24 protein-coding genes and 2 riboswitches are annotated in these 26,328 nt (G+C 45.4%); of the genes, 11 read left to right on the top strand and 13 right to left on the bottom strand.

Annotated elements, in window-relative coordinates; all coding sequences use genetic code 11:
* Nucleotides 1-48: 48 nt before the first annotated feature.
* Together KI659_RS14775 and KI659_RS14780 are read right to left on the bottom strand one after the other, a co-directional pair.
* Entirely contained in the window at nt 49-1,068 is a 1,020-nt protein-coding gene (locus KI659_RS14775; RefSeq protein WP_213946139.1) for a hypothetical protein, read from the bottom strand.
* Entirely contained in the window at nt 1,049-1,552 is a 504-nt protein-coding gene (locus tag KI659_RS14780) for an AAA family ATPase (RefSeq protein ID WP_213946140.1), read from the bottom strand. The genes KI659_RS14775 and KI659_RS14780 overlap by 20 nt, the downstream gene beginning before the upstream one ends.
* Before the next feature lie 181 nt (nt 1,553-1,733).
* On the opposite strand from KI659_RS14780, the gene KI659_RS14785 reads away from it, so the two are divergent.
* Complete coding sequence (locus tag KI659_RS14785) at nt 1,734-2,603, top strand: SDR family oxidoreductase (RefSeq protein ID WP_246535431.1); 870 nt, start codon at nt 1,734-1,736, stop codon at nt 2,601-2,603.
* Between the two features lie 260 nt (nt 2,604-2,863).
* On the opposite strand, the gene KI659_RS14790 is transcribed toward KI659_RS14785, so the two are convergent.
* Both KI659_RS14790 and KI659_RS14795 read right to left on the bottom strand, forming a co-directional pair.
* On the bottom strand, nt 2,864-3,628 hold the full coding sequence (locus KI659_RS14790) for a hypothetical protein (RefSeq protein ID WP_213946142.1): 765 nt from the start codon (nt 3,626-3,628) through the stop codon (nt 2,864-2,866).
* 20 nt (nt 3,629-3,648) lie between these two features.
* Complete coding sequence (locus tag KI659_RS14795) at nt 3,649-4,473, bottom strand: hypothetical protein (RefSeq protein ID WP_213946143.1); 825 nt, start codon at nt 4,471-4,473, stop codon at nt 3,649-3,651.
* A gap of 39 nt (nt 4,474-4,512) precedes the next feature.
* Between KI659_RS14795 and KI659_RS14800 the strand changes: the two genes are divergently transcribed.
* The 9 genes from KI659_RS14800 to thiH all read left to right on the top strand — a co-directional run bounded on the left by KI659_RS14800 (nt 4,513) and on the right by thiH (nt 12,990).
* On the top strand, nt 4,513-5,619 hold the full coding sequence (locus tag KI659_RS14800; RefSeq protein WP_213946144.1) for an FAD-binding domain-containing protein: 1,107 nt from the start codon (nt 4,513-4,515) through the stop codon (nt 5,617-5,619).
* Nucleotides 5,620-5,950: 331 nt separating this feature from the next.
* Complete coding sequence (locus KI659_RS14805) at nt 5,951-7,138, top strand: DEAD/DEAH box helicase (RefSeq protein WP_213946145.1); 1,188 nt, start codon at nt 5,951-5,953, stop codon at nt 7,136-7,138.
* A gap of 340 nt (nt 7,139-7,478) precedes the next feature.
* Nucleotides 7,479-8,738 (top strand): putative DNA modification/repair radical SAM protein, encoded by a 1,260-nt coding sequence (locus KI659_RS14810; protein ID WP_213946146.1) that lies wholly within the window; start codon nt 7,479-7,481, stop codon nt 8,736-8,738.
* Nucleotides 8,735-9,493 carry a TIGR03915 family putative DNA repair protein gene (locus KI659_RS14815; protein ID WP_213946147.1) on the top strand — a complete coding sequence of 253 codons (759 nt, stop codon included), beginning with the start codon at nt 8,735-8,737 and terminating at the stop codon, nt 9,491-9,493. Before KI659_RS14810 ends, KI659_RS14815 begins: the two co-directional genes overlap by 4 nt.
* A gap of 36 nt (nt 9,494-9,529) precedes the next feature.
* A riboswitch (TPP riboswitch) is annotated at nt 9,530-9,621 on the top strand.
* A gap of 49 nt (nt 9,622-9,670) precedes the next feature.
* A complete protein-coding gene (gene thiS / locus KI659_RS14820; RefSeq protein WP_213946148.1) occupies nt 9,671-9,880 on the top strand; it encodes a sulfur carrier protein ThiS in 210 nt (69 codons plus the stop codon).
* 1 nt (nt 9,881) lies between these two features.
* Nucleotides 9,882-10,490, top strand: a complete 609-nt coding sequence (locus KI659_RS14825; protein ID WP_213946149.1) for a thiamine phosphate synthase — start codon at nt 9,882-9,884, stop codon at nt 10,488-10,490.
* On the top strand, nt 10,490-11,119 hold the full coding sequence (gene thiE, locus KI659_RS14830; RefSeq protein WP_213946150.1) for a thiamine phosphate synthase: 630 nt from the start codon (nt 10,490-10,492) through the stop codon (nt 11,117-11,119). Before KI659_RS14825 ends, thiE begins: the two co-directional genes overlap by 1 nt.
* Complete coding sequence (locus KI659_RS14835) at nt 11,094-11,864, top strand: thiazole synthase (RefSeq protein WP_213946151.1); 771 nt, start codon at nt 11,094-11,096, stop codon at nt 11,862-11,864. The genes thiE and KI659_RS14835 overlap by 26 nt, the downstream gene beginning before the upstream one ends.
* Nucleotides 11,857-12,990, top strand: coding sequence for a 2-iminoacetate synthase ThiH (gene thiH / locus KI659_RS14840; RefSeq protein ID WP_213946152.1), 1,134 nt, complete (start codon nt 11,857-11,859; stop codon nt 12,988-12,990). The genes KI659_RS14835 and thiH overlap by 8 nt, the downstream gene beginning before the upstream one ends.
* Before the next feature lie 4 nt (nt 12,991-12,994).
* Here thiH and KI659_RS14845 read toward each other — a convergent pair whose 3' ends face one another.
* On the bottom strand, nt 12,995-14,275 hold the full coding sequence (locus KI659_RS14845; protein WP_213946153.1) for a DUF445 domain-containing protein: 1,281 nt from the start codon (nt 14,273-14,275) through the stop codon (nt 12,995-12,997).
* 855 nt (nt 14,276-15,130) lie between these two features.
* Entirely contained in the window at nt 15,131-15,559 is a 429-nt protein-coding gene (locus KI659_RS14850; protein ID WP_213946154.1) for a hypothetical protein, read from the bottom strand.
* A gap of 235 nt (nt 15,560-15,794) precedes the next feature.
* Here KI659_RS14850 and KI659_RS14855 point away from each other — a divergent pair, with 235 nt between their 5' ends.
* Nucleotides 15,795-16,187, top strand: coding sequence for a group III truncated hemoglobin (locus tag KI659_RS14855; protein ID WP_213946155.1), 393 nt, complete (start codon nt 15,795-15,797; stop codon nt 16,185-16,187).
* On the opposite strand, the gene KI659_RS14860 is transcribed toward KI659_RS14855, so the two are convergent.
* The 7 genes from KI659_RS14860 to KI659_RS14890 all read right to left on the bottom strand — a co-directional run bounded on the left by KI659_RS14860 (nt 16,188) and on the right by KI659_RS14890 (nt 26,276).
* Complete coding sequence (locus KI659_RS14860) at nt 16,188-17,006, bottom strand: ZIP family metal transporter (RefSeq protein ID WP_213946156.1); 819 nt, start codon at nt 17,004-17,006, stop codon at nt 16,188-16,190.
* Nucleotides 17,007-17,111: 105 nt separating this feature from the next.
* On the bottom strand, nt 17,112-18,731 hold the full coding sequence (locus KI659_RS14865) for an LVIVD repeat-containing protein (RefSeq protein ID WP_213946157.1): 1,620 nt from the start codon (nt 18,729-18,731) through the stop codon (nt 17,112-17,114).
* Between the two features lie 378 nt (nt 18,732-19,109).
* Nucleotides 19,110-19,955, bottom strand: a complete 846-nt coding sequence (locus tag KI659_RS14870; RefSeq protein ID WP_213946158.1) for a hydroxymethylglutaryl-CoA lyase — start codon at nt 19,953-19,955, stop codon at nt 19,110-19,112.
* A gap of 41 nt (nt 19,956-19,996) precedes the next feature.
* Complete coding sequence (gene metF, locus KI659_RS14875) at nt 19,997-20,950, bottom strand: methylenetetrahydrofolate reductase [NAD(P)H] (RefSeq protein WP_213946159.1); 954 nt, start codon at nt 20,948-20,950, stop codon at nt 19,997-19,999.
* Nucleotides 20,951-23,632: a methionine synthase gene (metH, locus tag KI659_RS14880; protein ID WP_213946160.1), complete on the bottom strand. Its 2,682-nt coding sequence runs from the start codon at nt 23,630-23,632 to the stop codon at nt 20,951-20,953.
* The gene (locus KI659_RS14885) at nt 23,629-24,681 is read right to left on the bottom strand and encodes a homocysteine S-methyltransferase family protein (RefSeq protein WP_213946161.1); all 1,053 of its coding nucleotides are present in this window, start codon (nt 24,679-24,681) and stop codon (nt 23,629-23,631) included. Before KI659_RS14885 ends, metH begins: the two co-directional genes overlap by 4 nt.
* A 69-nt stretch (nt 24,682-24,750) precedes the next feature.
* Nucleotides 24,751-24,852, bottom strand: a riboswitch (SAM riboswitch).
* Nucleotides 24,853-24,968: 116 nt separating this feature from the next.
* On the bottom strand, nt 24,969-26,276 hold the full coding sequence (locus KI659_RS14890; protein WP_213946162.1) for an outer membrane protein: 1,308 nt from the start codon (nt 26,274-26,276) through the stop codon (nt 24,969-24,971).
* Nucleotides 26,277-26,328 lie beyond the last annotated feature (52 nt).

A 26,328-nucleotide genomic window follows, 5' to 3' on the forward strand; every position in this document is an offset into this window, starting at 1 on the left:
GGGATAACAAATTTTTAATTATTCCTGTTTCTCAAAAACCTGGCTTTATCAGCTAAAATCCTCCAGCTGGTCCAGATATTCTCTCATTAGCAAAATGTAACGCTTGGCCTTTTCAAGATTTAAATTGTGGGTTATCAAATCCTCTGCCTGATCAGCCCCATACATATGGATTTTGGCCCGCACGTTGGCTCTCAGCAATTTGAAGTATATAAAAATCTCCTCATCCCTCTTGTGCTCAAACAATTCAATATGCGCCCGGTAGGCTTGCAGAAAAGCATGGGATAAATCTTCCAAACCCCGGTTTTCCAGATCCATGCAAAGAAAAGCCACTTCGTAAGCCAAATCTATTTGCCGAATGGCATCATTGAACTCAATACCGTCAAAAAGTACGGGACTCTCATAAAGGAAGATATTTCCACTGTGTAGGTCCCCGTGTACGTCACGTTGAAAGCCTGCCTCAACCCTTTCTTTGAGTCTTCTACCATTACTTCTCAAAAACAGATTACTGAATTGGATGCTTTCAGCGAGAATTTCGCAAGTCTCCTTACCAAAATACTTTTCTACACTTTTCATCGAACTTTTTACATCGTTAAAAAGTAACCTGCTCTTTTGAAGATCAAAGGGAGTCTCCACCACCTCCGCTTTTCGGTGAAAATTGGCCACTGTTTTGGCCAAAGTCCGCATTTGGGAAAGACTTACTTTCTTCCGGTCTAAAAGAACATCCATTTTTTTGGAAGGGAAAAGTTTGTCCATCTGTACGGCATAATCCACAATTTCCCCTCCCATTCCTCCGAGATCAACCCTCCCCTCTAAGCTCCGGATTTCTATTACGCTTTTATAAATATCCGAATACCTGCCATTCACCTGCAGTTCCTTTTCACAAAATGCCTTTCGCTTGGCAAGCGTGCTATAATCTAGATAATGAAGCTTGAGGGGCTTTTTGATTTTGAAGGCAAAGCTTTTGGAAAACACCACCCAAGAGATATGGGTTTCCATATAATTTTCCTCTAAGGCCTCGCCCATATAGACCCCGTCTTTGCAGAGTTGTTCAATTTGCTTTGTATTCATGGCTTGCCTCTATAATATGGTGGGCCTTTTCCAGCATGAAGTTGATATTGTTGGAGCTTGACTCCAGTTTCTGGTGTTTTACCTCAAAAGGTTCTCTTTCATCTTTTAGCTTGAGATAAACATCCCAATCCGCCTCACTGTAGGTCCGGGGTTTGGAAAGTCTCTTTCTAATGATTTCCTCGGAGGCAAAAACTTCTAAAATGATTATCGGAATATTATTATTTCGCGTCCATAGAATAAAAGCTTCTCTATTTTTTTTCTTATGAAAAGTAGCATCGGCCACCACACATTTCCCTGCCTTCAATGCGATTTTACATCGATGAAACATTTCCTCATAAACGGTATATTTAACCTCGTCGGTATATTTTCCCATTGCCCCCAGCTCACGCCTCACCGCATCACTGTTGATGTAAACAGCACCCAGGCGCTGGGAAAGCCTGCTTGCAAAATAGCTCTTGCCCGTGCCAGGCAATCCTGAAACCATGATTAACATAACCTATATACTTTATAGTTGATCATTTGTTTGAGCCAAAATGGATTTTCCCAAACTGTGGTTTAAGCGCCTCAGCAACACCATAGCCATAGGCCTATTATGGTCTTAAGAGCGGTTTTCGCCTTGGTATGTTAGTTGGAACTATATGGCTTCAACCATAAATTTAATTATCATGCAAGATCCAAAAACAAAACATCCCCAGCCACCACATCCCACTCCTCAGCAAGAGGCCCCTGGTACAGAGTCAAAACTTCAGCCCAAAGCAGACCATGGGGAGAAAAGTTATAGAGGCTCCGGGAAACTTGAAGGCAAGAAAGCGATTATTACGGGCGGAGATTCCGGTATCGGCCGGGCAGTGGCCATTGCATTTGCCCGTGAGGGGGCCGATGTGTTGATTTCCTATCTATCAGAGGATGAGGATGCCAAGGAAACTGCGCGCTTTGTAGAAGAGGCAGGAAAGAAGGCTGTGCTTGTTCCGGGAGACATCAGCAGTGAGGACCACTGCAAGAAGATTATTGAGAAAGCTGTGGCAGAATTTGGACAAATTGATATCCTGGTCAACAATGCGGCCTACCAAATGGCAAGGGAAAGCATTGAGGACATCCCCAGTGATGAGTGGGATTATACCTTCAGAACTAATATCCACGCCATGTTTTACCTCTGCAAGGCAGCAAAGCCCCATATGAAACCGGGAAGCACCATTATCAACACCACTTCGGTAAATGCCTATAATCCCAAGCCTATTTTGCTTGCCTATGCGGCTACAAAGGGGGCCATCCAAAATTTCACCTCCTCCCTAGCCCAACTGCTGGCCGACGATGGCATCCGGGTAAACTGTGTGGCACCAGGCCCAATCTGGACCCCACTGATCCCGGCCACTATGCCTCAGGAAAATGTGGAGGAATTTGGCAAAACCACTCCGATGAAAAGGGCCGGGCAACCAGTTGAACTTTCGGCCACCTACGTGTTGCTGGCCTCCGAGGGATCGAGCTATATGACAGGCGCTACCATACAAATCACCGGGGGAACTCCAACCATTTAATTTTGGAAGAGAGAATTGACGCTTAAAAGCAACAATGGGGTACAAATACCACTACTGTGGCGTAGCCATTTTGCCTATTTCAGGCGTTAAGTGCAGGAAAGCCCATAATTGTATTAGGCAAAAACGTAAATAGAGCCTAAGTTTGTTTATGGAACGGGAATTGGCTTAAATCAATTGACCTTTATTTATTAAGAATATCTGTCAATAACCTAACCTCCAACCGAAAAAGGGTTTCCTATCCGTAGGAAGCCCTTTTTAATTTATCTGCTTCCCAAATGATAGGAAATGCCAAAATGAGCTACGGGCATATTGATCAGGTAATTAAATCTGGATCCATTCTGGTTTAAGTTTAGATTATGATCCTCAGTTTCTGGAAACATTTGGGCGCCATTAGAGCGAAAATTGAAATTTTCAAGTTGAACAAGTCTTAAATTACCTTGAAGGGCTAAATTGTTCCGCAGGTAATAACTTAAACCAATATCAAAGCCTGTATTCAGGTTTCTTTCCCGGTATTCATAGTTCACGGGAGGCAATAGATCAATTATAAAAATAGAAATTCCTATTCCATATATACTTTCATTAATCCGATTAACTTCTCCTTTTCCCTGCTCAACCATAGCATAGTAATTAAGTTGAAGCTCAAGCTTTTTCCCCAAAGGAATAAGCTGGGTTGCAAATACCCCTGCACCCAACAAGTTATTCTGAGTTTGAAACCTATAATCATAACCGACACCTATTCCCCTTGGATTCGTAGGGTCTATCTCATTTACAAAGGTTTTATTTTCCAGATATTCATAGGAGCGGTAACTTCCCAATAGCCCGATAATGGTATTTTCCCCCGCCAAAATCCCTACCCTATTTCGCCAGCTGATATTGTGGGAGTAAAAATTGTTCTCATGCATTGCCGGAGTGGCATTGGCATACGGCGCTATTTCAGAAAAAACAGCCCATTTGAACTCATCACTCTGCCCAAATGCTAAACCTGAGGAAAGAAACAAAAATAATAGTGGTATAAACTTTTTCATGCTTAAAATCGCCATAAACCTCACCTTCTTCCAAAATGGTATGAAATGCCAATATGAGCAACCGGCATATTGAATAAGTGATTAAACCTGGTTCCTTTTTGGTTTATGTTTAAATTATGAGAGGACTCTTCACCGAAGCGATTTGTTTCTGAGGGCTTGAAATTGAAGTTCTCTAATTGGATAAGTCGCACATTTCCCTGAATTGCTAAGTTACTTTGCAAATAATAACTCAACCCTATATCCAGACCCGTATTGATGTTTCTTTCTCTGTAATCATAACTATCTGGCATCAATATAGGGGGCACTAAGCGGGGTATCCCTCCTATAAAAGAAATGCTTTCATGAATTCTATTGACCTCACCCGTTCCCTGTTCGATTAGGGCGTAATAATTTAATTGAAAGGCAATCTTTTTTCCTATTGGAAATAGTTGGGTCGCAAAAACTCCTCCGCCTAATAAACTATTTCGTGTCTGAAACCTATAATTATAACCTATGCCAAACTTCCCGGTTTCAATCATATTTTCAAAAGTTCGATTTTCCAAGTTTTCATAAGCTCTGTAACTTCCCATAAATCCTAGGATCGTATTTTTCCCAGCATGAAACCCAACCCGATTTCTCCAGCTGATATTGTGGGAGTAAAAATTGTCCTCATGCATAGCCGGAGTGGCATTGGCATAGGGGGCGATTTCCGAAAATAATGCCCATTTGTATCCATCACTCTGAGCCATTGCAAGACCCGAAATGAAAAACAATGCTATAAAAGGTAAAACTTTTTTCATAATATAATACTTTAAAACAAGACGCATTTCTTCTTTTTGATGTCCTAAATATATAGTAAAATTCAATGCATCCCAGTTAAATCCCGTTTATTTCTCAAAATAGCCATGAACTTTCCGACCGATTACCAATCCATACTCAAAAGAATTGATGATGTTGATCCCGTTGCTTATGCTAAAACCAGAAATTTTGTGGATGGAAATGTGACCTATCTTTCACCCTATATCTCTAGAGGGGTTATCAGCACCAAGCTTGTTTTCGAGAGGATTATGGCCAAGGGGTACGAATGGAAGGATGTGGTAAGATTGGCGCAGGAACTAGCCTGGAGGGAGTATTTTCAGCGGGTTTGGCAAAATAAAGGTCATGAAATCGATTATGACCTGAAGTCAACACAGGAGGATGTAAGCAATCATGCAATCCCCAAAAACATGCTTAATCACAGCATCGGCATTGAAGCGCTGGACCAGGTTATAAAGTCCCTGTATCAAACCGGCTATATGCACAATCATTGCCGCATGTACACGGCGTCCTTGGCCAGCAACATGGGTAAATCCCACTGGAAATTGCCCGCCCAATGGCTTTATTACCACCTGTTGGATGGAGATTGGGCAAGCAATGCGCTGAGCTGGCAATGGGTTGCTGGAAGCTTTAGCTCCAAGAAATACATCTTCAACCAAGAGAATCTTAACAAATATACCCGCAGCTCACAATCAGGAACCTTTTTGGACAAAGAATATGAGGAAATCCGCGAGATGGAAATTCCTGATGAACTGCAGGAAATAACCGATTGGAAATATGACTTACCTTCAGTTCCTGACCAAGAGTTAAAACTTGATTCCAACTTACCCACAGTTCTTTATACCTCCTATAATTTGGATCCTCAATGGAGAAAGGATGAGGCTTTAAATAGGGTGTTTTTAATAGAACCCTCCATTTTGAAAAAATATCCAGTGAGTCAGAAGTGCTTGGACTTTGCTTTGGGCCTATCCAAAAACATCACTGGCATACAGTTGGCCTATGTGGATTTTATAACCCTGGAAGAGCAAAATCCCCAAATGGAATTTGTGTATAAAGAACACCCGCTAAATGGACATTTTGAAGGGACAGAAGACCAAAGGGACTGGCTGGCTCCGGAAATTACGGGCTATTTTCCCTCCTTTTTCAAATTCTGGAAACAGGCTGAAAAGGAAATAAAAAGGTGTTACGGTGTTTAGAAGTTTATTTCCCGATTACCGCTTTGCGGATCGGGGGGGGTAGAGGTTTAGAAAACGCGAAGCGACGCCGACGACTTTCCACTTACCTCACCCGTTGAGCATAGCGAATCGGCAAAACCCTGCTATAATAGCGTTTAATAGCTTCAAAATCCCCAATCTTTAAAAAAGCCATCGTCCTAGAACCACTTAGTACATAGTACCTAGTACATAGTACAAACAATTTCGTACCTTTGCTTTTTACACCGGCCGGTTGTAAGCCGTACAAATGAATATCCCCGGCTGCACAGGAATTTACAACATCCTTCCAGCCCACAATTTTCTATTAGCCAATATGGCATTTAAAGACCTATCATTAATTGACCCAATCCTCAAGGCACTTGCCGAGGAAGGTTACACCAACCCAACTCCAATCCAGCAAAAATCCATCCCACTAGTCCTTGAAGGACGGGATCTATTGGGCTGTGCCCAAACTGGTACCGGAAAAACGGCTGCATTCGCAATCCCTATAATTCAGTTGCTTGCGCAGCAAAAACAGCGAAAAAGAGGCATCAAAACCCTCATACTGACTCCCACAAGGGAATTGGCCATACAGATTGATGAAAGTTTTGCCGCCTATGGCAGGTTTACTGATATCCGTCATACGGTAATATTTGGCGGGGTATCCCAGCTCCATCAGACCAAAGCCCTTCAAAGAGGCGTGGATGTATTGGTGGCCACCCCGGGAAGGCTTCTGGACTTGATCAACCAGAAGTTTATCGACCTGCGTCAATTGGAAACATTCGTTTTGGATGAGGCCGACAGGATGCTCGACATGGGTTTTATCCATGACGTGAAAAAGATTATCGCCCTGTTGCCCAAAAAGAGGCAAACCCTGTTCTTCTCGGCCACCATGCCTGCGGAGATCCAGAAACTGGCTGATAGCCTTTTGACAAGACCGGCGACTGTAGAGGTGACCCCTCCAAGTTCAACCGTGGATAAAATTGACCAGCAGCTTTACTACACCAACAAAGGTGACAAGGCCAAATTGCTCATCCATTTAATGGAGGAAAAAGGCATTGGATCGGCGCTGGTATTCACCAGAACCAAGCACGGGGCTGACAAAGTGGTAAAACTTCTCAAGAAAGAGGACATCAAAGCAGCTGCTATCCATGGCAACAAAAGCCAAAATGCCCGTCAAAATGCTCTGAAAGACTTCAAAAGCGGAAAACTGCAGATTTTGGTAGCCACCGACATTGCTGCGAGAGGCATCGATATTGATGAACTTGCCAATGTGTTTAACTATGACCTGCCAAACATCCCAGAAACCTACGTCCATAGGATAGGACGGACGGGAAGGGCGGGACACCACGGCATCGCCATGTCCTTTGTAGACGGCGACACGCACAAGGAGCTCAAGGACATCGAGAAACTTATCGGCAAAAAAATCCCCGTAATCGAAAACCACCCCTACCCCTTCAATGGCGTAATGACTCCCAAAGCGGAGAAAGCGAAGAAGAAGTCCGGGTTTAGGAGACGATAACGTATGATTTAATAAACCACAGAGGACCGGAGGAAATGTTTTTTCACCGCAAAGGATCGCAGAGGTTCGCAAAGTTTTGAGTGAGAGGTTAAAGGTGAGAAGTGAGAGATCTTTTTTACCTTTGACTTTTTACTTTTTACCCCTCTGATCCTCTGTGGTTATTTTTTTACTCAATAACTTCGCGCCTCTTTGCCCCATTGCGGTTAGATCAAAGTTTCATTAAACGCGACAACTTCCGTCACAGATCTCACAAATCCGAAAATAGCCCCCAGTTTTGCGTTCTACTAGGGAATTAATTTCGACGTTTTATGTTGAAATAGATTCGAAGAAAGAGGTAAGAATGAACTGGGACAGATTAAAGGAAAAGCTTAATATCCTCGCAGATGCGGCCAAATATGACGTATCCTGCTCCTCCAGCGGGAGCAAACGAGCCAATAAGGACAAAGGCCTTGGCGACAGCAGCGGCATGGGAATTTGCCATACCTATACTGAAGACGGGCGCTGTGTCTCCCTGCTGAAGATCCTGCTGACCAATCACTGCATTTACGATTGCCTTTACTGTGTGTCCCGAAAAAGCAACGACATCAAAAGGGCGGCTTTTACCGTGGATGAGGTAGTGGAACTCACCATCAACTTTTATCGCCGAAATTACATTGAGGGCCTTTTCCTATCCTCTGGCATTTTCAAAGACGCAGACTTTACCATGGAAAGATTGGTCAAGGTCGCCAAAAAACTCCGGCAGGAACACAAGTTCAATGGTTACATCCACCTAAAGACCATCCCAGGTGCCAGCGATGAACTCATGCGGGAAGCCGGGCTGTATGCCGACCGACTAAGCGTTAATCTTGAACTCCCCACCTCTTCAGGCCTAAAATTGTTGGCTCCTGACAAGAACCACAAGGACATGATCAAGCCCATGGCCTCTATTCAGCAGGATATTTTGAAATTTAAGGAGGAAAAGAAACTGATCAAATCCACCCCCATTTTTGCTCCTGCTGGCCAATCCAGCCAGATGATTATCGGGGCGACCAAAGAAAGTGACCTGGACATCATCAAAACCAGCTCAACCCTCTACCAGAAGTTCAATCTCAAAAGGGTGTACTTCTCAGGCTATGTACCTGTTTTAGAACACCAAAACTTACCTATTCTAGGCACTCCTGTGCCTTTGGTGCGGGAAAACCGTCTTTACCAAACCGATTGGCTGATGCGATTTTATCAGTTCAACCCTCAGGAGATTGTCAATGAAACACATCCGAACCTAGATTTAGAGATTGACCCTAAGTTAAGTTGGGCCTTGAGAAACCGGGAATATTTTCCTGTTGACGTCAATAAGGCTGATTACCACTTGATACTCAGAATACCGGGCGTGGGAGTGAAATCTGCCAAAAAGATAATAGCGGCCAGAAAATTTGGGGCATTGAATATGGACAAGCTTCGCAAATTTGGAATTGCCATGAACCGCGCCCAGCATTTTATCACCTGTGGAAATCACGTGGGTGCCAGGGACATGGACAGTTTGACCCTGCGTCAACTTATCCTCCAAAATGGCAGCAGCAAATTTTCCGCAAACTTCTCCCCTCAACTTTCCCTTTTCCAATGAGCTATTTTACCTATGACGGATCATTTGACGGCTTGCTGACGGCAATTTTTGAAAGCTACGCCCTAAAAATAGCCGAGCCTCAAATATATATTGAAGGTGATCTGGGGCCACAGCTTTTTGAAAAAATACATAAAGTGTCTGCCGATCAGGAAAAAGCAGAAAGAGTAAAAACGAAAATCCAATCACTCTTGGGAAAAAGTGGTCTTCAGAGTTTATGGAAAGCCACCCTTTCGGAGCAGACAAACGTGGGGAATATCGTATCTGGAGTGGTGCGCTATGCCCTGAAGTCAGAAAAAGATGTGCTCAAGGATTACGGACACCCATCTGTGTTGGCCTTGCAGGAAATCATGAAAAAGCTCAGCAGGGAAAGGCACCGGATGACCGCTTTTGTCAGGTTCAAGTTGGCCTCAGACCAGATTTACTATGCCACCATTGAGCCAGACTTTGATGTGCTGCCGCTGATTTCGGAGCATTTCAAAAACCGGTATGCAGACCAAAAGTGGATGATATTTGACCTCAAGAGAAATTACGGGGTCTTTTATGATTTGACTAAAGTAGTACCCGTAGAATTTCACCAAACTGAAAATTCAGAAACCCCTGCCCTTATCAGCATAGAATGGGACGATACGGAAATGGAATTTCAATCCTTATGGAAAAACTACTTTAAATCCACCAATATAGCCAGCCGCAAAAATCCAAAGCTGCATCTGCAACACGTACCGAAGAGGTACTGGAAATACTTAGTGGAGAAATGAGGGTAGGTCTTCTGCCCAAAACTATTATCTTTGTATTAAATACTTTAGGGGTGCCCCGGCGGGCTGAGATCATACCCTTTGAACCTGATGCAGTTCGGACTGTCGAAGGGAAAAGTCTAGGTCCACATAGAGACCAAACCTAAAGTGTTGTATTTCTGAGTCAAAATTTCACCATAAATGGAAATAATTCTGAACAACACCCCCAAGTCCCTACCCCAGTATGAGCAAATCAGCGCTGCAGAATTGGTATCGGTGACTTTTCCCAATAATGGAAAAGGAATTGCCCTAGCTATAGAAAATCAGGTGATTCCTCGCAATAAATGGACGGAAACCATCATCAGGGATTCCGCAAAAGTGGTAGTATTCAAAGCAACTCAAGGGGGCTGAGATGAAAATTATACTGTTCTCTTCACTCGTGCCGGTACGCAAAGAAGCTGAGCTCATCCGGAGCTATCTAGCCTGTGGAGTAGAACGTTTTCACCTCAAAAAACCCCTTCTTCCCGAAAATGCCCTTGTCCGCTTGGTTGAGCTCATAGGACATGAGCACAGGGAGAAACTTGCCCTGCATTCCCATCACCATATTGCCCGACCCTTAGGGATCAAAAGACTCCACTTTTCTGAGGTCCTTCGGGAAAGTACGCCGGTCGAGGAAATTGAAAACCAGAAAAATCAGGGATTTCACCTAAGCACCTCTGTCCATTCATTTGACACCCTGGAAACACTACCACCCTACTTTGATTACATCTTCATGGGACCTGTCTTTCCAAGCATTAGCAAAAAAGGATATGGGGAACCCTTTGATCCAAAAAAATGGGAAAAGGTAAGGGATATTGACCACAATCTCATTGCCATAGGGGGCATTACCAACGAAAAGCTTCCCCTGGTGATGGAGATGGGTTTTTCAGGTGCCGCACTGTTAGGAGGCATATGGAAATCCACCCAACCCAAAGCCTTGGAAGAACTAAATTTGGCATTACAATTTAAAGAAAGTGTGTGATGGAAAGATTGCAGTTTATCAGTCATGGCCATACGGCCGAAGAGCAACTTGAGGGAATTAAATTGGTTTTGGATGCCGGCTGCAAATGGGTGCAGTTTAGATGGAAAAGCGCCTCCTTAAACAAGATTCTAAAAATCGGAACGGAAGTCAAAAGCCTTACTGAGGCCTATGGAGCCAAACTTCTGATCAACGATCATATCAAAGCCGCTCAGGAGCTTGATGCAGATGGGTTACATTTGGGCCTTGATGATGGAAGCATTCCCGAAGCACGTAAGATTTTGGGCGTAAAGAAAATCATCGGTGGAACAGCCAATACCTTGAAGCATGTACAGCAAAGACTTGATGAGGGAGTGGATTATGTAGGCTTGGGCCCATTGAGATTTACAGTCACCAAAGAGAAACTAAGCCCAATCCTCGGTTTTGAGGGATACACGGACATCTGCAGCAAACTGACCTCGGGTCAGGTACCCATTTATGCCATAGGAGGCGTAAATGCCGAGGATATACCGCAATTACTGGAATGCGGAGTTTATGGAGTGGCGGTATCATCTGCCCTTCTGGACGATCCCAATTCAAGTATTAAAAATTTTAACAGAAAACTTTATGAAGCCGCTAAAAATAGTAGATAAGGAATTTACCTCCCGCCTTTTTCTGGGAACAGGAAAATTCGGGAGCAATAAGGATATGGAGGAGGCTGTGCTGGCTTCGGGAAGTGAAATGGTAACCGTGGCACTTAAGAGGGTGGATATGGAAACCGATACCGACCAGATCATCACCCATCTGCAACATCCGCATATTAACCTTTTGCCTAATACTTCCGGAGTCAGAAATGCCAAGGAAGCCATTTTTGCTGCCCAGCTTACCAGGGAGGCCATGGAGACCAATTGGCTGAAGCTGGAAATCCACCCGGATCCAAAATACCTGATGCCGGACCCCATCGAAACGCTTAAGGCCACTGAGGAACTTGCCAAAATGGGCTTTATTGTACTGCCCTACATCCACGCCGACCCTGTGCTATGCAAGAGGCTGGAGGATGCCGGGACATCTGCTGTGATGCCACTGGGTGCCCCCATTGGGACAAACAAAGGACTCAAAGCCGAAACCTTCCTGGAGATCATTATTGAGCAAAGCCGTGTGCCAGTGATCATAGATGCCGGCATTGGAGCTCCATCGGACGCCTCCAAAGCTATGGAAATGGGTGCCGATGCGGTCTTGGTCAATACAGCCATTGCCGTGGCTGGAAATCCAAGGGAAATGGCCAAGGCCTTTAAATTAGCTGTTGAGGCTGGTAGAATGGCATTTGAAGCCAGATTGGGTAAAATCAGCAGCCACGCTGAGGCATCCTCTCCCCTCACCCAATTTTTGAATGAATAACCAAGACCGAATTGTGCAGAAGAGTTTCGTAGAAGTATTTGAAAATCACAGCTGGGAGGAAATCAGCGAAAGAATCAACAGCAAGCAGGAAGCAGACGTAATCCGTGCCATCCGTAGTCCAAAGCGAAATTTAGAGGATTTTATGGCCCTGATCAGTCCTGCGGCCGAACCGTTTCTGGAAGAAATGGCCCAGGTGAGCCACCAACTGACCAAGGAGAGATTTGGCAAAACCATACAGATGTACGCGCCCATGTATGTGAGCAACGAGTGCCAAAACATCTGTACCTACTGCGGCTTCAGCTTCAACAACCGTGTCCCGCGAAAGACGCTCTCTGACTCCGAATTGCTGGAAGAAGTCGAAGCCATCAAGGCCCTGGGCTTCCAACACGTGCTATTGGTGTCCGGCGAGGCGAATTATACCGTCAACATCAATTACTTCTCCAATGCGGTCAAGCTGATCCGGGATAAATTTGCCAACATATCGATCGAAGTACAACCTTTGGAGCAGGAAGAATACGAAAGATTGCAGGAATTGGGTGTATATGCCGTGCTGGTTTATCAGGAAACCTACCACCGAGATACCTACAAAGTTTATCATCCAAAGGGAAAAAAGAGCAACTTCAATTATCGGTTAGAAACACCTGACCGCGTCGGTAAGGCGAAAGTCCACAAAATTGGACTAGGTGTGCTTCTGGGTTTGGAGGCCTGGAGAACCGACAGTTTCTTCTGTGCCCTGCATCTGGATTATCTGCAAAAGACCTACTGGCAAAGCAAATATTCCATATCTTTTCCGCGCATGAGACCTGCTGAGGGTATAATTGAACCAAATGTGATCGTTTCGGACAAAAACCTCGTGCAGTTGATCTGTGCATACCGGATGTTTAACCCTGACGTGGAACTTTCCATTTCCACGAGGGAATCGGAGAAATTCAGAGAATCCGTGGTACCCTTGGGCGCAACGAGCATGAGCGCCGAGTCCAAAACCAACCCAGGAGGCTATGCCGTGGAGCCTGAAACCCTGGAGCAATTTGAAATCTGTGATGAGCGCCCTGCATCTGCGATTGCCAACATGATCAGGAAGAAGGGATACGAGCCAGTATGGAAAGACTGGTTTGTAGGTCAGTAAATTTTCAGATACCCGAAAAGAGTCGGACTAAAGCAATGGTAACCCCGACCAAAAAACCCACCACTGCTCCATTGAGTCGGATGTATTGGAGGTCATCCCCTACCTTATCTTTGATCTGGGTCATGATCTCCTTATCATCCAACCTTCCCAAACTGTCCCTGACCAAGGTCCCAACATGGGGGTGAAATTCATTGATCATATAGGTAATTTTATTCTTTAACCAATTATCTATATTCAACTGTAAATCAACATCATTACGGATCTGATTTATATATTTCTTCACCCCATCTTTGATCATTATCATTAACTCAGTCTCATCATGCTCGAGCTGGGAAGCAAGGGTGGACTGCAGCTTGGTGAGTATGCTCTGAATGATGTGGCTGGCGCCCACATTCAATACCATTTGGTCCTTGAGGTCCTGAATATACCGCACGGATTTTTTGTCCCCTATTCTCAGGTTATTGGCAAATTCCAAAAAGTACGTATCCATCTTTCGTCTCACCGGGTGGGTGGAATCCCCCTCAATTTCCCTTGCCATGACCAGTGCCACTTCAATCAATTGCTCGGTGAGGATATCCAAGTCAATCCCTCCGGTCCGTTTCCCCACCCAGATGGCAGACATTTTTATCCAATCGAGTTTGCGATATTCCTCCAGCACCAGCTTTAGTTTTTCAAAGACAACTTGGCGTGTTTCTGGAGTGCGTAGGTATTTTTCCACCTCCCCGATTACCATACTGACTACCTGTTGGTGCTTTCGGGTTGATACGGTTTCTTCCAGCCATTTGCCCAACGGTTCAGCCACCTCAAAGTCCTTCAGTTGGTCATGGAGCATGTTTTGGATAAACCTGGCCATTTTAGGATCATCCAGGCCTTCGGAAAACTTAAGGATAACCTTTCGGAAAGCCATGAGGGTTTTGTCAAGGTTTTCCGGATCATCAAGTAGCTTCAAAATATACTTGGTGATTTCCACTCCCTGGAGCTTTTCCTGGATGATCTGTGGGGAAAGCCACTTGGTGGTAACCATTTCGACAATACCTTCAGTAAGCTTATCCCTGTTTTTGACAATGATATTGGTATGCCTTCTCACGTAGGGAATGGGAATCTCATAAAACAGTGCGCTCACGGCAAACCAATCGGCCAACGCTCCCACTGTGGCGGCCTCAAAACCAGTAGCCAAAACCCTCCAACCAACACCTTCCAACAAGCCTACATGGATCAGCACCTCGAATACGACAAACCCGCTAATCGCCGCAATCAAAGAATAGAGCCCAATTTTGCTTTTCAAATTAAAAATGATTTGGTGTAGATAGTATAATCAATCTGCTGGGGAATTGTTGCTCTCGGGGAAGAATGGAGTATTAGGTACATCGGGATTAAACTTCGTTATTCCCGCCCCGCCTGTGCGCCGTGGCGTAGCGGGCAAGCATTATTCGACATTTTAGCAAGCTTGACTGTCCTTAGACCACTTCGCTCCTAGTATTCCTAATTTCGTACTTACGAATGGGTACAAAGTACTAGGTACCAAGTACAAAGTATACCGCAAGGCAAGCCGCCTTGAGGAGTAACTTGAAGGCTTTTCTATTATTTAACGTCTTTATTACCCGGGGCCCTCCCTTCGAGCTGCGCTCTTCGGATGGGGTATCAGTTTAATGAGAGTTCACTTAACCATTGTTTAACTTCCGTTTCACCCCCCGCCCCTAAAGGGGAGCTTGAATGAAATAATGGACGTAATCTAGTTCCCCCTTTAGGGGGCGGAGGGAGCTAAACCGTGGATGAGTATTCTTCGTTCCCCGTACTTTCAATTTCGTACTTACGAATGGGTACAAAGTACTAGGTACCAAGTACAAAGTACACCGCAAGGCAAGCCGCCTTGAGGAGTAACTTGAAGGCTTTTCTATTATTTAACGTCTTTATTACCCGGGGCCCTCCCTTCGAGCTGCGCCCTTCGGATGGGGCATCAGTGCAACGTGAATAACCTTCATTTATTCATCATTCATAATTCATCATTCAACATTCATCATTTTAACAAACGTGACTGACCTTAGACCACTTTACACCTCGTAATTAAAACAACTTTGTGCTACTTCTTTTAAACTTTGTGCCCTTCGTGACCCATTTTTTCGTCCTTTATCACCCATTTTTAATTCATTTCCAGCTTTCTTATACGCTGCATCGGGCCGGGGCAATAGTTGGTGTGGCAGGCGAGGCAGGAATTGACCAGGGTTTGATAATTGGAGAGCAATTCCTCAGGTTCATCGGAGGACTCAAGTACATTTAGGCTTTCCAGATACCCATTTCCCATCACCTGAAAACTGGCTTGCTGGGATTTATGAGGCTCGGTACCCCGTAAGGTCAACAGCTCCTGATGCTTCTCCACATAAGACTTGATCTGCTCCCCCCTCTCCACAGAAGCTTTAATGTCCTCCATGTCCTCAAACATCTCTCTCATCAGCCAAGCCAATGGTGCATCATCATTTGGGTAGCGTTTGCTATCGCGCTTTTTGTCATCAGAAGTGCTGGCCTGACAGGAGGCAAGGATAAAAATGGCTAAAACCAGGAAGTTTCTCATTTATAATTGCATCAGTAAAACGATAAAATTGCTGCCCACATCTCCCCTCTTCCGTCTCCCGTCTTCGGTCTTCCGTCCCCTCAATCCCAAAAAACTGGCAAAAGGCATCATGGAGCATAACTTTTAAACTTTTCCCTAAAGGTAGTTCTGCGACAAGAATTTACCAAGGTTTCCCAAAATTCTGCAGGGGCTTAATCCAAAACTTGCTAAATTGGCCGCCAAAAGGTCAATAAAAATGATCAAAACAGACATAGAGAGTAGAAAAGAGGTTTCTTTACTGGTGAATAGTTTTTATGAAAAAGTAAGGGCTCATGATACCCTAGGGCCTATTTTCAACGGCATTGTGCACGATTGGCCCACCCATCTCGAAAGGCTGACAGACTTTTGGGAAATGGTGATACTAAACACCGGTCCCGGTGCTGGAAAATTCAACCCCGTAAAAGTGCATAGGGATGTGGATCAGGAAACCGACCAACAAATCCAGCAGGCCCATTTTGGCAATTGGCTTGAGCTCTGGTTCACCACCTTGGATCAGCATTTCCAAGGCCCCAACACCAACTTCGCCAAAGAACACGCCCGCAGGATGGCGCATATCCTGTTTTTTAGGATTATGGAAGGCAGAGGGTAATTACCCGGTCACTGCCAAAGTAATCCCGATCAAGATCATGCCTACCAGTAAGCCCCATTTCGAATAACTTTCATGTTTCAACTGAAAGGCCGTGGGAAGCAGCTCGAAAAGGGATATATACACCATGATGCTGGCCAAGAAAACATTGACCATCTGTATGGCATGCATGTCGAAGCTTCTAAAGAACAACAGATAGGCAACCAGCGCGCCCAAAGGTTCCGCAGCGGCGGGTATCAGAGTTAACCAGATGATCCTTTTTTTAACCTTAAGACTATGATAGAGTGGCATTGCCACCGCCATCCCTTCCGGAATATTGTGCAAACCTATAGCTATGGCAATCCCAATTCCCAATTTGGGATCTTGAATGGCAGTCAAGAAAGTAACCAGGCCTTCAGGGATATTGTGCACTGCCAATGCCACAGCTGTGACCATGCCCGCCCGATAAAGTTTGGTCTGTTTCTCATCACTTTCCTCATCTTGGGAAAGCTTTTCAATTTCAAATTTACTGACCTTAAGTTTATCCGTTACGCCTTTGCTCACATGCCCAATCACAGCCAAAACAGCCATTCCTCCCACAAAGGCCAAGGAAACTCTGATAAAGGCTGCCGAGCTCCCCTCCTCATCGGCAAAAAATTTCATGGCCTCCACAATGAGCTCAAAAAAGGAAATAAAAATCATCGCACCTGCCGCCAAACCGAGTCCAAATGATAATAGGGATTCTTTCTTTCCGTACTTGGTAAAGGCCACTGCACCACCTAAAGCGGTTGACATTCCGGCCAGCAAAGTCAGTACAAAGGCAAAAATCAGATTGTCTTCCATCAATATACTAGCCTTAAAAGACAAAAAATGTTTGGAAAAAAAACTAGCCTGAATCAAAGATCCAGGCTAGTAACCTAACTTTTATGTTAAAATATATTCGAAGTTCTATTTGGTTAAGTTCTTAAAATTGCCTGTCATGGAGGCCTGATTGTGAATGCTTGTTCTTCCAAACACCGTTAAAGTTGAGTTTTCACCAACAAACTCCAACACAGCTCTATTATTTAAGGTAAGATCTCCGTAGACAACCAAATGTCCATTTACAGTCATTTTTCCATTGATAATCAAACCTGAATTTTCTCCCTGCTTACCAACCACAAGATTTCCTCTCATGTTAAACTGCCCTTGTTGATTTACATTTACACGGTTGGTTACGGCCAAAGAACCGCAATATGTCAACTCATCATTTACGTTTACCACGTGCACCAGGGCCGTTCCGGAGTAACCCTGTGCCCCGTTATTCACATTCATGGTAGCATTTCCCGTGTATCTAGGAAGGCCATCACATATAGGGTCGGTTACCTCATCGATTCTGTTGGTTTTGATAACCTGAAGGCCTTCTTTTCCACTTGCTACAAAAATGTAATCATCATTTACTCTTACATAGTTTGACGATCCTCCGATCTCAAGTACGCCTAGTTCCTCAACTTTATTTGCACCAAACTCAGATACGCTCAGCCCAGCTCCCCCATTGGCCATGAAGATATGACCTTGGTTGGTAGAAACGGCATTGGTTACAAAGTCCTCAATGGCAACCTCATTTTCTCCTTCTGGGATAGCCAATCTGTCTACCAACGCACCGCTGATCATGTCATATACGCCAACACCATTAGGTCCTTCGGCAACCAAAAGCTGGTCGCCATGAATATCCATGGTTCTTTTGGAATGGGGAATGGTCAAGTTGACCGGAATATTGCCCGTCACAGAGAAATTTGCCAAATCCAAGAAATTGACACCTTTAGTTCCATCAAGCACGGCCAATTTGCCGTTGCCATATACTACGGAGCGAAGGTCTTCCATTTCTACCTCCTTCACCATTTCCATCGTATTGATATCAAAAATACTGGCCGCACCGGAAGTACCGCTGGTTACAATCACCTTGTTTTCAGTATGGATCACATCCGTACCGGCAGAACCTGACACAGCGTGAAACTTAAAATCATTTGCAAGTTGTCCGTTTGCCACAGATACACTTAGCAGGTTTGATGGAGCTTCAACCCCTTCCTCCTTATAAATATCAGAAGAAATGGCCATGTAAAGCTTACCTGCATCGTAAGTGATGGAATTGATGTTGGAATGCTTAAATATAGCCTGGCTCACCATTTTTGGAGTAGGCAAATTGCTGATATCCAAAACCTCAATAGCCCCGTGGAAAATCGGACCTTGTGTAGTGTAAGCCACATATGCATAATCCCCATCGATACCGACGTGGTTTGCCTGAAGCGTCACACCGTTGACCACCGGCGGAGCCACCTGTCCCACTAGCTCAAGAGCCATAGTACCTGCCGGCATTTTTTCAGAATCCAAGCCTCTGGAGGCCGCATCTGAAAAACCCCTCATTCCCACCACACCTGCAGAAGAGGTCTTAATTCTTTTGGACAAACTCTCGGAATCGTTGTTGATACTAATAGTTGAGTCCTGTCTAGCATTTGGAACTGAATCCTCATTGTTACAGGCCATTAAGCCTAAAAAGAAAACTGCCAAAGCAGAAACCTGTAAAATTCTCATAATACTTCTTTAAAATAACCAATAATAGGATTAAAATATTAGGCGCAAATTAAATCCTAAATATTTAGAAAGCAAGAAATATTATTTGAAATGCAAAAATTATCATTGAAAAATGGTTTTAGGTGGTTTCAAATGCAACTGTAGAGGGAATTATGGTACCAAGTACCAGGTACCACGTACCAAGTATAAAGCCGAAAGTTTTCCCGAGCCTGCGCCTCGGGATAAGGAAAATGAAGGCTGCGCCTTCAAACCCGCAAATACCCACGCAGTGGGCAACCTTAATCCGCCGCCGCGAATACCTGGTACCTGGTACGTTGTACTTGGTACCTTTTTCTGTACTAGGTACTACGTACTAAGTACTATATAATAAGTTCTAACCTAGGGAAATATCACCTGGGCAAGCTTCATCGCCTCTCCAAGCTCCATTTTGTTTAGGCCAAGCTCATGGCCGTTGGCCTCTAATACCTCAATCAACTTCTCGGTAGCCACGTTACCTACCAAATCATCCTTGGCCATAGGGCAGCCACCATACCCTCTCAAGGCTCCATCAAATCTGCGGCAGCCTCCTTGGAGACCTGCCTCCACTTTTTCCTGGATAGTATCCGGGGTGCTATGGAAGTGTGCCCCAAACTCGATATGGGGAAATGCCTGGATATTGGTCTCAAATATACTCTTGATCAATTCCGGCTGGGCAACACCGATTGTGTCAGCAAATGAAATGATCTGGACGCCTATTTCATCTAGCTTTTCCACAAACTCCGCCACAAGCTCCGGGGAAAAATCCTCCCCATATGGATTCCCAAAACCCATACTTATATAAGTGACCAATGTTCTACCCTTGGTTTCACAGAGATTCTGGATATTCTCCACAGTTTCCAAGGCATCCTGGATGGATTTATTGGTATTGCGCTGCTGGAAGCTTTCGGAAATCGAAAGCGGAAATCCCAAATAGTCAATTTCCTCAAAATGAAGTGCATCCTCTGCACCCCGTACATTGGCTATGATGGCCAAAAGCTTGGACTTGCTTTTAAACAAATCCAAAAGCTCAAGCACTTCCGCCGTATCCCGCATCTGTGGGATGGCCTTAGGGCTTACAAAGCTACCAAAGTCAATGGTATCAAAGCCAACTTCCAGCAGCTGGTTGATGTAAGCGGCCTTCATGGCCGTATCAATAAATCCGCTCATGCCTTGCATGGCATCCCGCGGACATTCGATTATTTTCATGGGGTCATATTCAGGTTCAGCCTAAAATTAGGCAAATTTCCTCAGAATAGGGCCTTTGCTATTCGGTAAGTTGCATCCGCCTTACTCATGGTGTAGTAATGGAGACAAGGGGTACCCCTCTCGATAAGTTCCTTGCTTTGGTGGATTGACCATTCTATTCCCACCTCTTTTACATCCTGGTTGGACTTGCATTTTTCAAGTTCGTCGAGCAAGTCATCCGGCAGATCCAAAAAGAAAGTACGGGGCAGGTTGGTCAACTGACTAAGCGTGGTAATGGGTTTCAGACCCGGAATGATGGGAACGGTGATACCCAACTCCCTAACCTTGTCCACAAAATCAAAGAATTTCTTATTGTCAAAAAACATCTGCGTCACAATATATTCCGCACCAGCATCCACTTTGGCTTTGAGATGCTTGAGGTCAAACTTCATGTTTGGGGCCTCGAAATGTTTTTCGGGATATCCGGCCACACCCACACAAAAGTTAGTATGGAAGCCTACTTCCGTCTCCTCATGCAGATACTTTCCATGGTTCATGTCCACAATCTGCTTGACCAGATCCTTGGAATAATGATGGCCGTTATCCTCAGGCGTGAATTTGGACTCGGTTTTTGGGGCATCCCCCCTTAGGGCCAACACATTTTGGACACCTATAAAATTCAGGTCAATAAGCGCATTTTCAGTTTCCTCTCTCGTGAATCCTCCACAAAGCAGATGGGGAACGGCCTCCACATGAAACCTATGCATGATGGCGGCGCATATCCCTACTGTGCCAGGTCTTTTCTTGGTGCTGACCTTCTCTAAAAGTCCATTGGGGTGCTTTTTATAAATAAATTCCTCCCTATGGTAGGTCACATCCACGAATGGGGGATTAAATTCCATGAGGGGGGAGATTCCCTCCATTAAATGCTGGATACTCTGCCCCTTCAAGGGAGGTAGGATTTCAAAAGAGAACAGACATTTATCCGCCTGCTCTATATATTCTGTAATTTTCATTTATAGCTGTTCTATAGGTTTGATTTCTGGTGTATAGGCAAGATTGGGCGAAAGATAGCGCTCAGCAAGTTCCAGGCTGATCCCCTTTCTATTGGCATAATCGGCTACCTGGTCTTTGCCGATTTTCCCCAAACCGAAATACTTGCTCTCCGGATGGGCAAAGTAAAAGCCGCTCACTGCAGAAGTAGGCAACATGGCAAAGCTCTCCGTAAGCCTCACCCCTATCTCTCCAGCGTTTAGCAGGTCAAACAAGGTTGCTTTTTCCGAGTGTTCGGGACAGGCTGGATAGCCCGGAGCCGGCCTGATCCCCTGGTATTTCTCACGGATCAAGTCTTCATTTTCCAAAGTCTCCCCTTCCGCATACCCCCATTCTTCTTTTCTTACTTTTTGATGAAGGTATTCCGCTGCGGCCTCAGCCAGTCTGTCGGCTAGGGCTTTGAGCATGATGGCATTATAGTCATCACCTGCCTTTTCATATTCGGCAAGCTTGGCTTCCATGCCAATACCAGCTGCCACGGCAAAAGCCCCAAGATAATCTTTTTCTTTAGGTGAAAGAAAATCCACCAGGGAACGGTTTGGAACCCCTTTTCCCTTTTTCCCCTGCTGACGCAGAAAATGAAAGGTTGGGTTTCCATCGGCCTCTACTTCTACATCCTCACCAATCCTTTGAACGGGAAATATCCCATACACTCCTCTTGCCTCAAACCACTTCTCCTCTACAATCCTATCCAGCAAGGCGTTGGCCTCTGCGAAAAGCTTTTTGGCTTCATTCCCAACCACCTTGTCTTCCAAAATCTTCGGATACCGCCCGCTTAGCATCCAGGTGCTAAAGAATGGAGTCCAATCAATATAATGGCGCAAAACCGCTATATCAAACCCAATCGTTTTTCTTCCCAAGCTTTTTGGCACCACCGGTTTAGTAGCGGATAGGTCTGCGGCATTTTCCACCGCCTGCCCAAAGCTAACCAACTGCTTGGCTTCTTGCTTAGCCTCATGGGCCACACGGAGGGAGGCATATTCAGTTTTTACCTTTTCTTTAAACACTTCCCTGCCGCTCTCCTGGATCGACTCACCCACAATGGGAACGGACTTCGAGGCATCCTGTACATGGACCACAGAACCGGAATAAACGGGGTCAATTTTCACCGCAGTATGGATTTTACTGGTGGTGGCGCCGCCTATCAGGAGAGGTAGTTTTAGCCCCTGACGTTCCATCTCACTGGCCACATTAACCATTTCATCCAAAGAAGGGGTAATCAGACCACTTAGACCTATCACATCCACATCCTGTTTTACGGCTTCATCGATGATCTTCTGTGCATCCACCATCACGCCCAAATCCACGATCTGGTAGCTGTTGCAGGCTAAAACTACCCCGACAATGTTTTTTCCAATATCGTGGACATCCCCTTTTACAGTGGCTAAAAGCACTTTTTTGATCTTGCCCTGGCTTACTTCATAGCCCTCATCTCCCGCTTTGGGCATGAAGGGCTCAAGGTAGGCCACTGCTTTTTTCATCACTCGGGCTGACTTCACCACTTGGGGCAAAAACATCTTCCCTTCACCAAAAAGGTCTCCCACCACGTTCATTCCGTCCATCAATGGGCCTTCAATCACCTTTAATGGACTTTGATATTTTAACCTGGCCTCTTCGGTATCATCAATGATATGATCGATAACGCCCTTCACCAAAGCATGCTCTATCCTTATCTCCACACTTTCCTGACGCCATTCTTCAGAAGCCACCTCTTTTTTATCCTTGGACCTCACCGTTTCGGCAAATTCCAGCAGCCTCTCAGTAGCATCTTCCCTCCGGTCGAAAAATACATCCTCCACCCTTTCCAGCAGCTCCTTGTCAATGTCATCATAGACTTCCAGCATGGTGGGGTTCACAATCCCCATGTCCATCCCGTGTTTGATGGCGTGATATAGAAAAGAGGCATGCATAGCTTCCCTTACGGGGTTGTTACCCCGGAAAGAAAAGGAGACATTACTTACTCCTCCACTTACCCTTGCCCCTGGCAGGTTGGATTTGATCCATTTGGTGGCCTCAAAGAAATCAAGCGCATTTCTGCGATGCTCCTCCATCCCGGTGGCCACCGGAAAAATATTGGGGTCAAAAATGATATCGGCAGGGTTAAACCTGGCCTTTTGGGTCAACAGGTCATAACTCCTCTTACAGATCTCCACCCTTCTCTCATAGGTATCGGCTTGTCCGTCCTCATCAAAAGCCATCACCACGACAGCCGCTCCAAATTTCTTGATGGTTTTGGCTTGGTGGAGAAACTCCTCCTCCCCGTTTTTCAGGCTTATGGAATTCACAATCCCCTTCCCCTGTATGCATTTGAGTCCCGCCAGGATGATATTCCACTTGGAGCTGTCTATCATGATGGGGATTCTGGATATTTCAGGTTCTGAGGCAATAAGGTTCAGGTATTTCACCATGGCCGCTTCTCCATCCAGCATGCCTTCATCCATGCATACATCCAACACCTGGGCACCGCCTCTCACCTGTTCAAGAGCCACTTCCAAAGCCTCCTCATAATCCCCATTTAAAATCAAACGGGCAAATTTCTTGGAGCCGGTCACGTTGGTCCTTTCTCCAATATTGACAAAATTGATTTCAGGAGTGATGAGCAAAGGCTCCAACCCTGAAAGTTTCAATGGAAATGTCTTATTCATATAGGTAGGTTTGATTCGGTTTGCAATGTTGCTTTTCTGGGTGAATAGCTAGCTGAGACTTGTGCCAATGCAGCAATATGATCCGGAGTAGTGCCACAGCACCCTCCAAGGATATTGATGTACCCTTCCTTGAGAAAAACCTCCGCCTGCTTGGCCATTTCTTCTGGACCCTGGTCGTATTGCCCAAACTCGTTAGGCAAACCGGCATTGGGGTAGGCAGACACGTAGAATGGGGCCTTTTCAGAAAGTACTTTTAAATAAGGCCTCAGCTCCTTGGCCCCCAAAGCACAGTTAAGGCCTATACTCAACAGGGGGACATGTGAAAGTGAGATCAGAAAAGCCTCAGTAGTCTGGCCGGAAAGGGTTCTGCCAGAGGCATCGGTAATGGTGCCACTGATCATAATAGGGATCCCTCCTTCCTCTGGGGAAAGGGGAATACCTTTTTCTTCAAACACATCTTGAATAGCGTATAGAGCGGCCTTGGCATTCAAGGTATCAAAGATTGTTTCCACCAATAAAATATCTGCCCCTCCATCCAGCAGCCCCCTCACCTGCTCGGCATATGCCTCGGCTAGTTGGTCAAAGGTAATGGCCCTAAATCCCGGGTCGTTGACATCAGGGGAAATGGATGCCGTCCTGTTGGTGGGACCAATGGCTCCGGCCACAAACCTGGGCTTATCCGGATTTTGCTCAGAATAGGCCAATGCTTCCTTTTTGGCGATCTCGGCCGACTTCAGATTCAGCTCATAGGCCAAATGCTCAAGTCCATAATCGGCTTGGGCAATGGTGGTGCTGCTAAAGGTATTGGTTTCGATAATATCCGCCCCAGCATCCAAATATGCCCTATGGATGGCCGCAATCACATCGGGACGACTCAAGGACAAAAGGTCATTGTTTCCCTTTAGGGATTGGGGATGATCTTGTAGTTCTGGAATTCTAAAATCCTCTTCTGTAAGCTGGTAGCGCTGAATCATGGTCCCCATGGCCCCATCCAGAATCAGGATCTTTTGACGGAGGGCTTGGAGTAATAGGTCTGTTCGGTTTGGCATATAGTTCGTAGTTTAAAAAGCTTATCATAGACAGACACGAACGGATAAAAATAACGAGTATTTTCATACGGCTCATCTTTTTCCGGCGTTTCCGGAACGGGAGTTAGCACCTTCTTTCTACAGGTTGCTAAGACGTCAACGGGCCCTTCCCTCGGTCTTTCTTGATAAGCTAATATTACAAAGTAAGCAAATTTATTTATAAATACATAAACTTGCATCATTCTTAAAAAATCAAAAGTCCCTTTAGGGGTGGGAGCTAAAACCAAATCACTTCCCCTCTTTGCACATTACGGCCTGATCCCAAACCCAAACTGCACATAGGGCCCTGCCACGTATTTGTTCATCCCCATATCGGCCAGCCTAAACCTTCCCACAGGAAGTTCATAGCCGAAATGTGCACTATAAATCAGGTCAAAGGATTTACGCTTGCTCAACGGCATGGCATAGGCGAGGTAAAGCTCCGGCTTGGCCAAAAAGCCCCAAGTCCGTAAATACCCGTCATGGTTTGGCTCCTCAAACAACAATGGGAAGTCTGGCTTCATATCCTTTAAAGTGGTGTAGCGCAGGTTGCCATATCCAAAGCCCCCCAATACGCCCATTTCCACATTCTTGTGGTCATAAAGCTTTTGACCGAAGTTGCCGTAAACCCGCACACTGTTCAGCGTATGCGACCTTTCGGCATTTGCCTGTCCGCCATAGGCGAGGTTGTAGATATCCAGACCGTATAGCGTCCCGCGGTTTTCCCCCAGGATCTTCAAGCCCCAATTGCTGGGCCTGCCTTGGAACTGCTGATATCCATATGTACTCAAGGATTCATTCAACTGGCTAGGCCGGGTAAAGTGCAAACCATATAGCAAGTGTACGCCCAGGGAGGCATCCCTGTAGAAATAATTATAGTCTGGAAGGCTTATCCCCGCTCCCAAGCGCAGAAATGGACCACTTTGGGCATTGTCAAAAGCTATTCCTTTCCTGTTCCAGGCATTTTCAAAGGGGCTGAATGAATACCCGAATTTGGCAATCACCTCAATTGATTCTTCCATCACCGGCAGGTCTATATCATAGCCGACCTGAAAACCTATTTCAGTAAGCAGCCCACCAAATTTCTGGCTGCCTTTGTGAATATTGTTTTGGCGCAAAATAAAACCCATCTCGGGATCCGCCAGAAAGCCAGCCATCGATTCGGGGCGGTTTTCCTCCAGCATCTCAAAATTGAGGTAGCCTACACCTATGGACATATAATGAATCAGGTGAAAGCGCCCTTCCTCCGTAAAGGCATAACCGACATTCAAGTAGGCCCTGGAGGTGCGGTAATCAATGGTATAGTCACGGAATGTGGACTGGGGACCGTTGTTGTGGTAAAGCTCAAAGCCGAGCACAAAATCGTTGAACCTGTTTTGGTAACCTATGCCAAAAGTGGAATAGCCCCTGCGAAGGGGGCTGATTCCCTTATCTTCCAGCAGCTGGTTAAACTCCCTTAGGTTGGCACCGGCATTACCCTGGATAAGGTGCAGTGTGCTTCTCTGGTGTCTGGAACCTTGGGCGGAAGCCAGGCTGACCAGCAATACATTTATGAGAATGGTAAAGAATATCCGCATCAACTTGAATTTGGGCCCAAAATTAAGCTATTCCTTCACATAACAGAAATGA

Origin of the sequence: Litoribacter ruber, assembly GCF_018449405.1 — a bacterium.
In the GTDB taxonomy this organism is placed as follows: domain Bacteria; phylum Bacteroidota; class Bacteroidia; order Cytophagales; family Cyclobacteriaceae; genus Litoribacter; species Litoribacter ruber.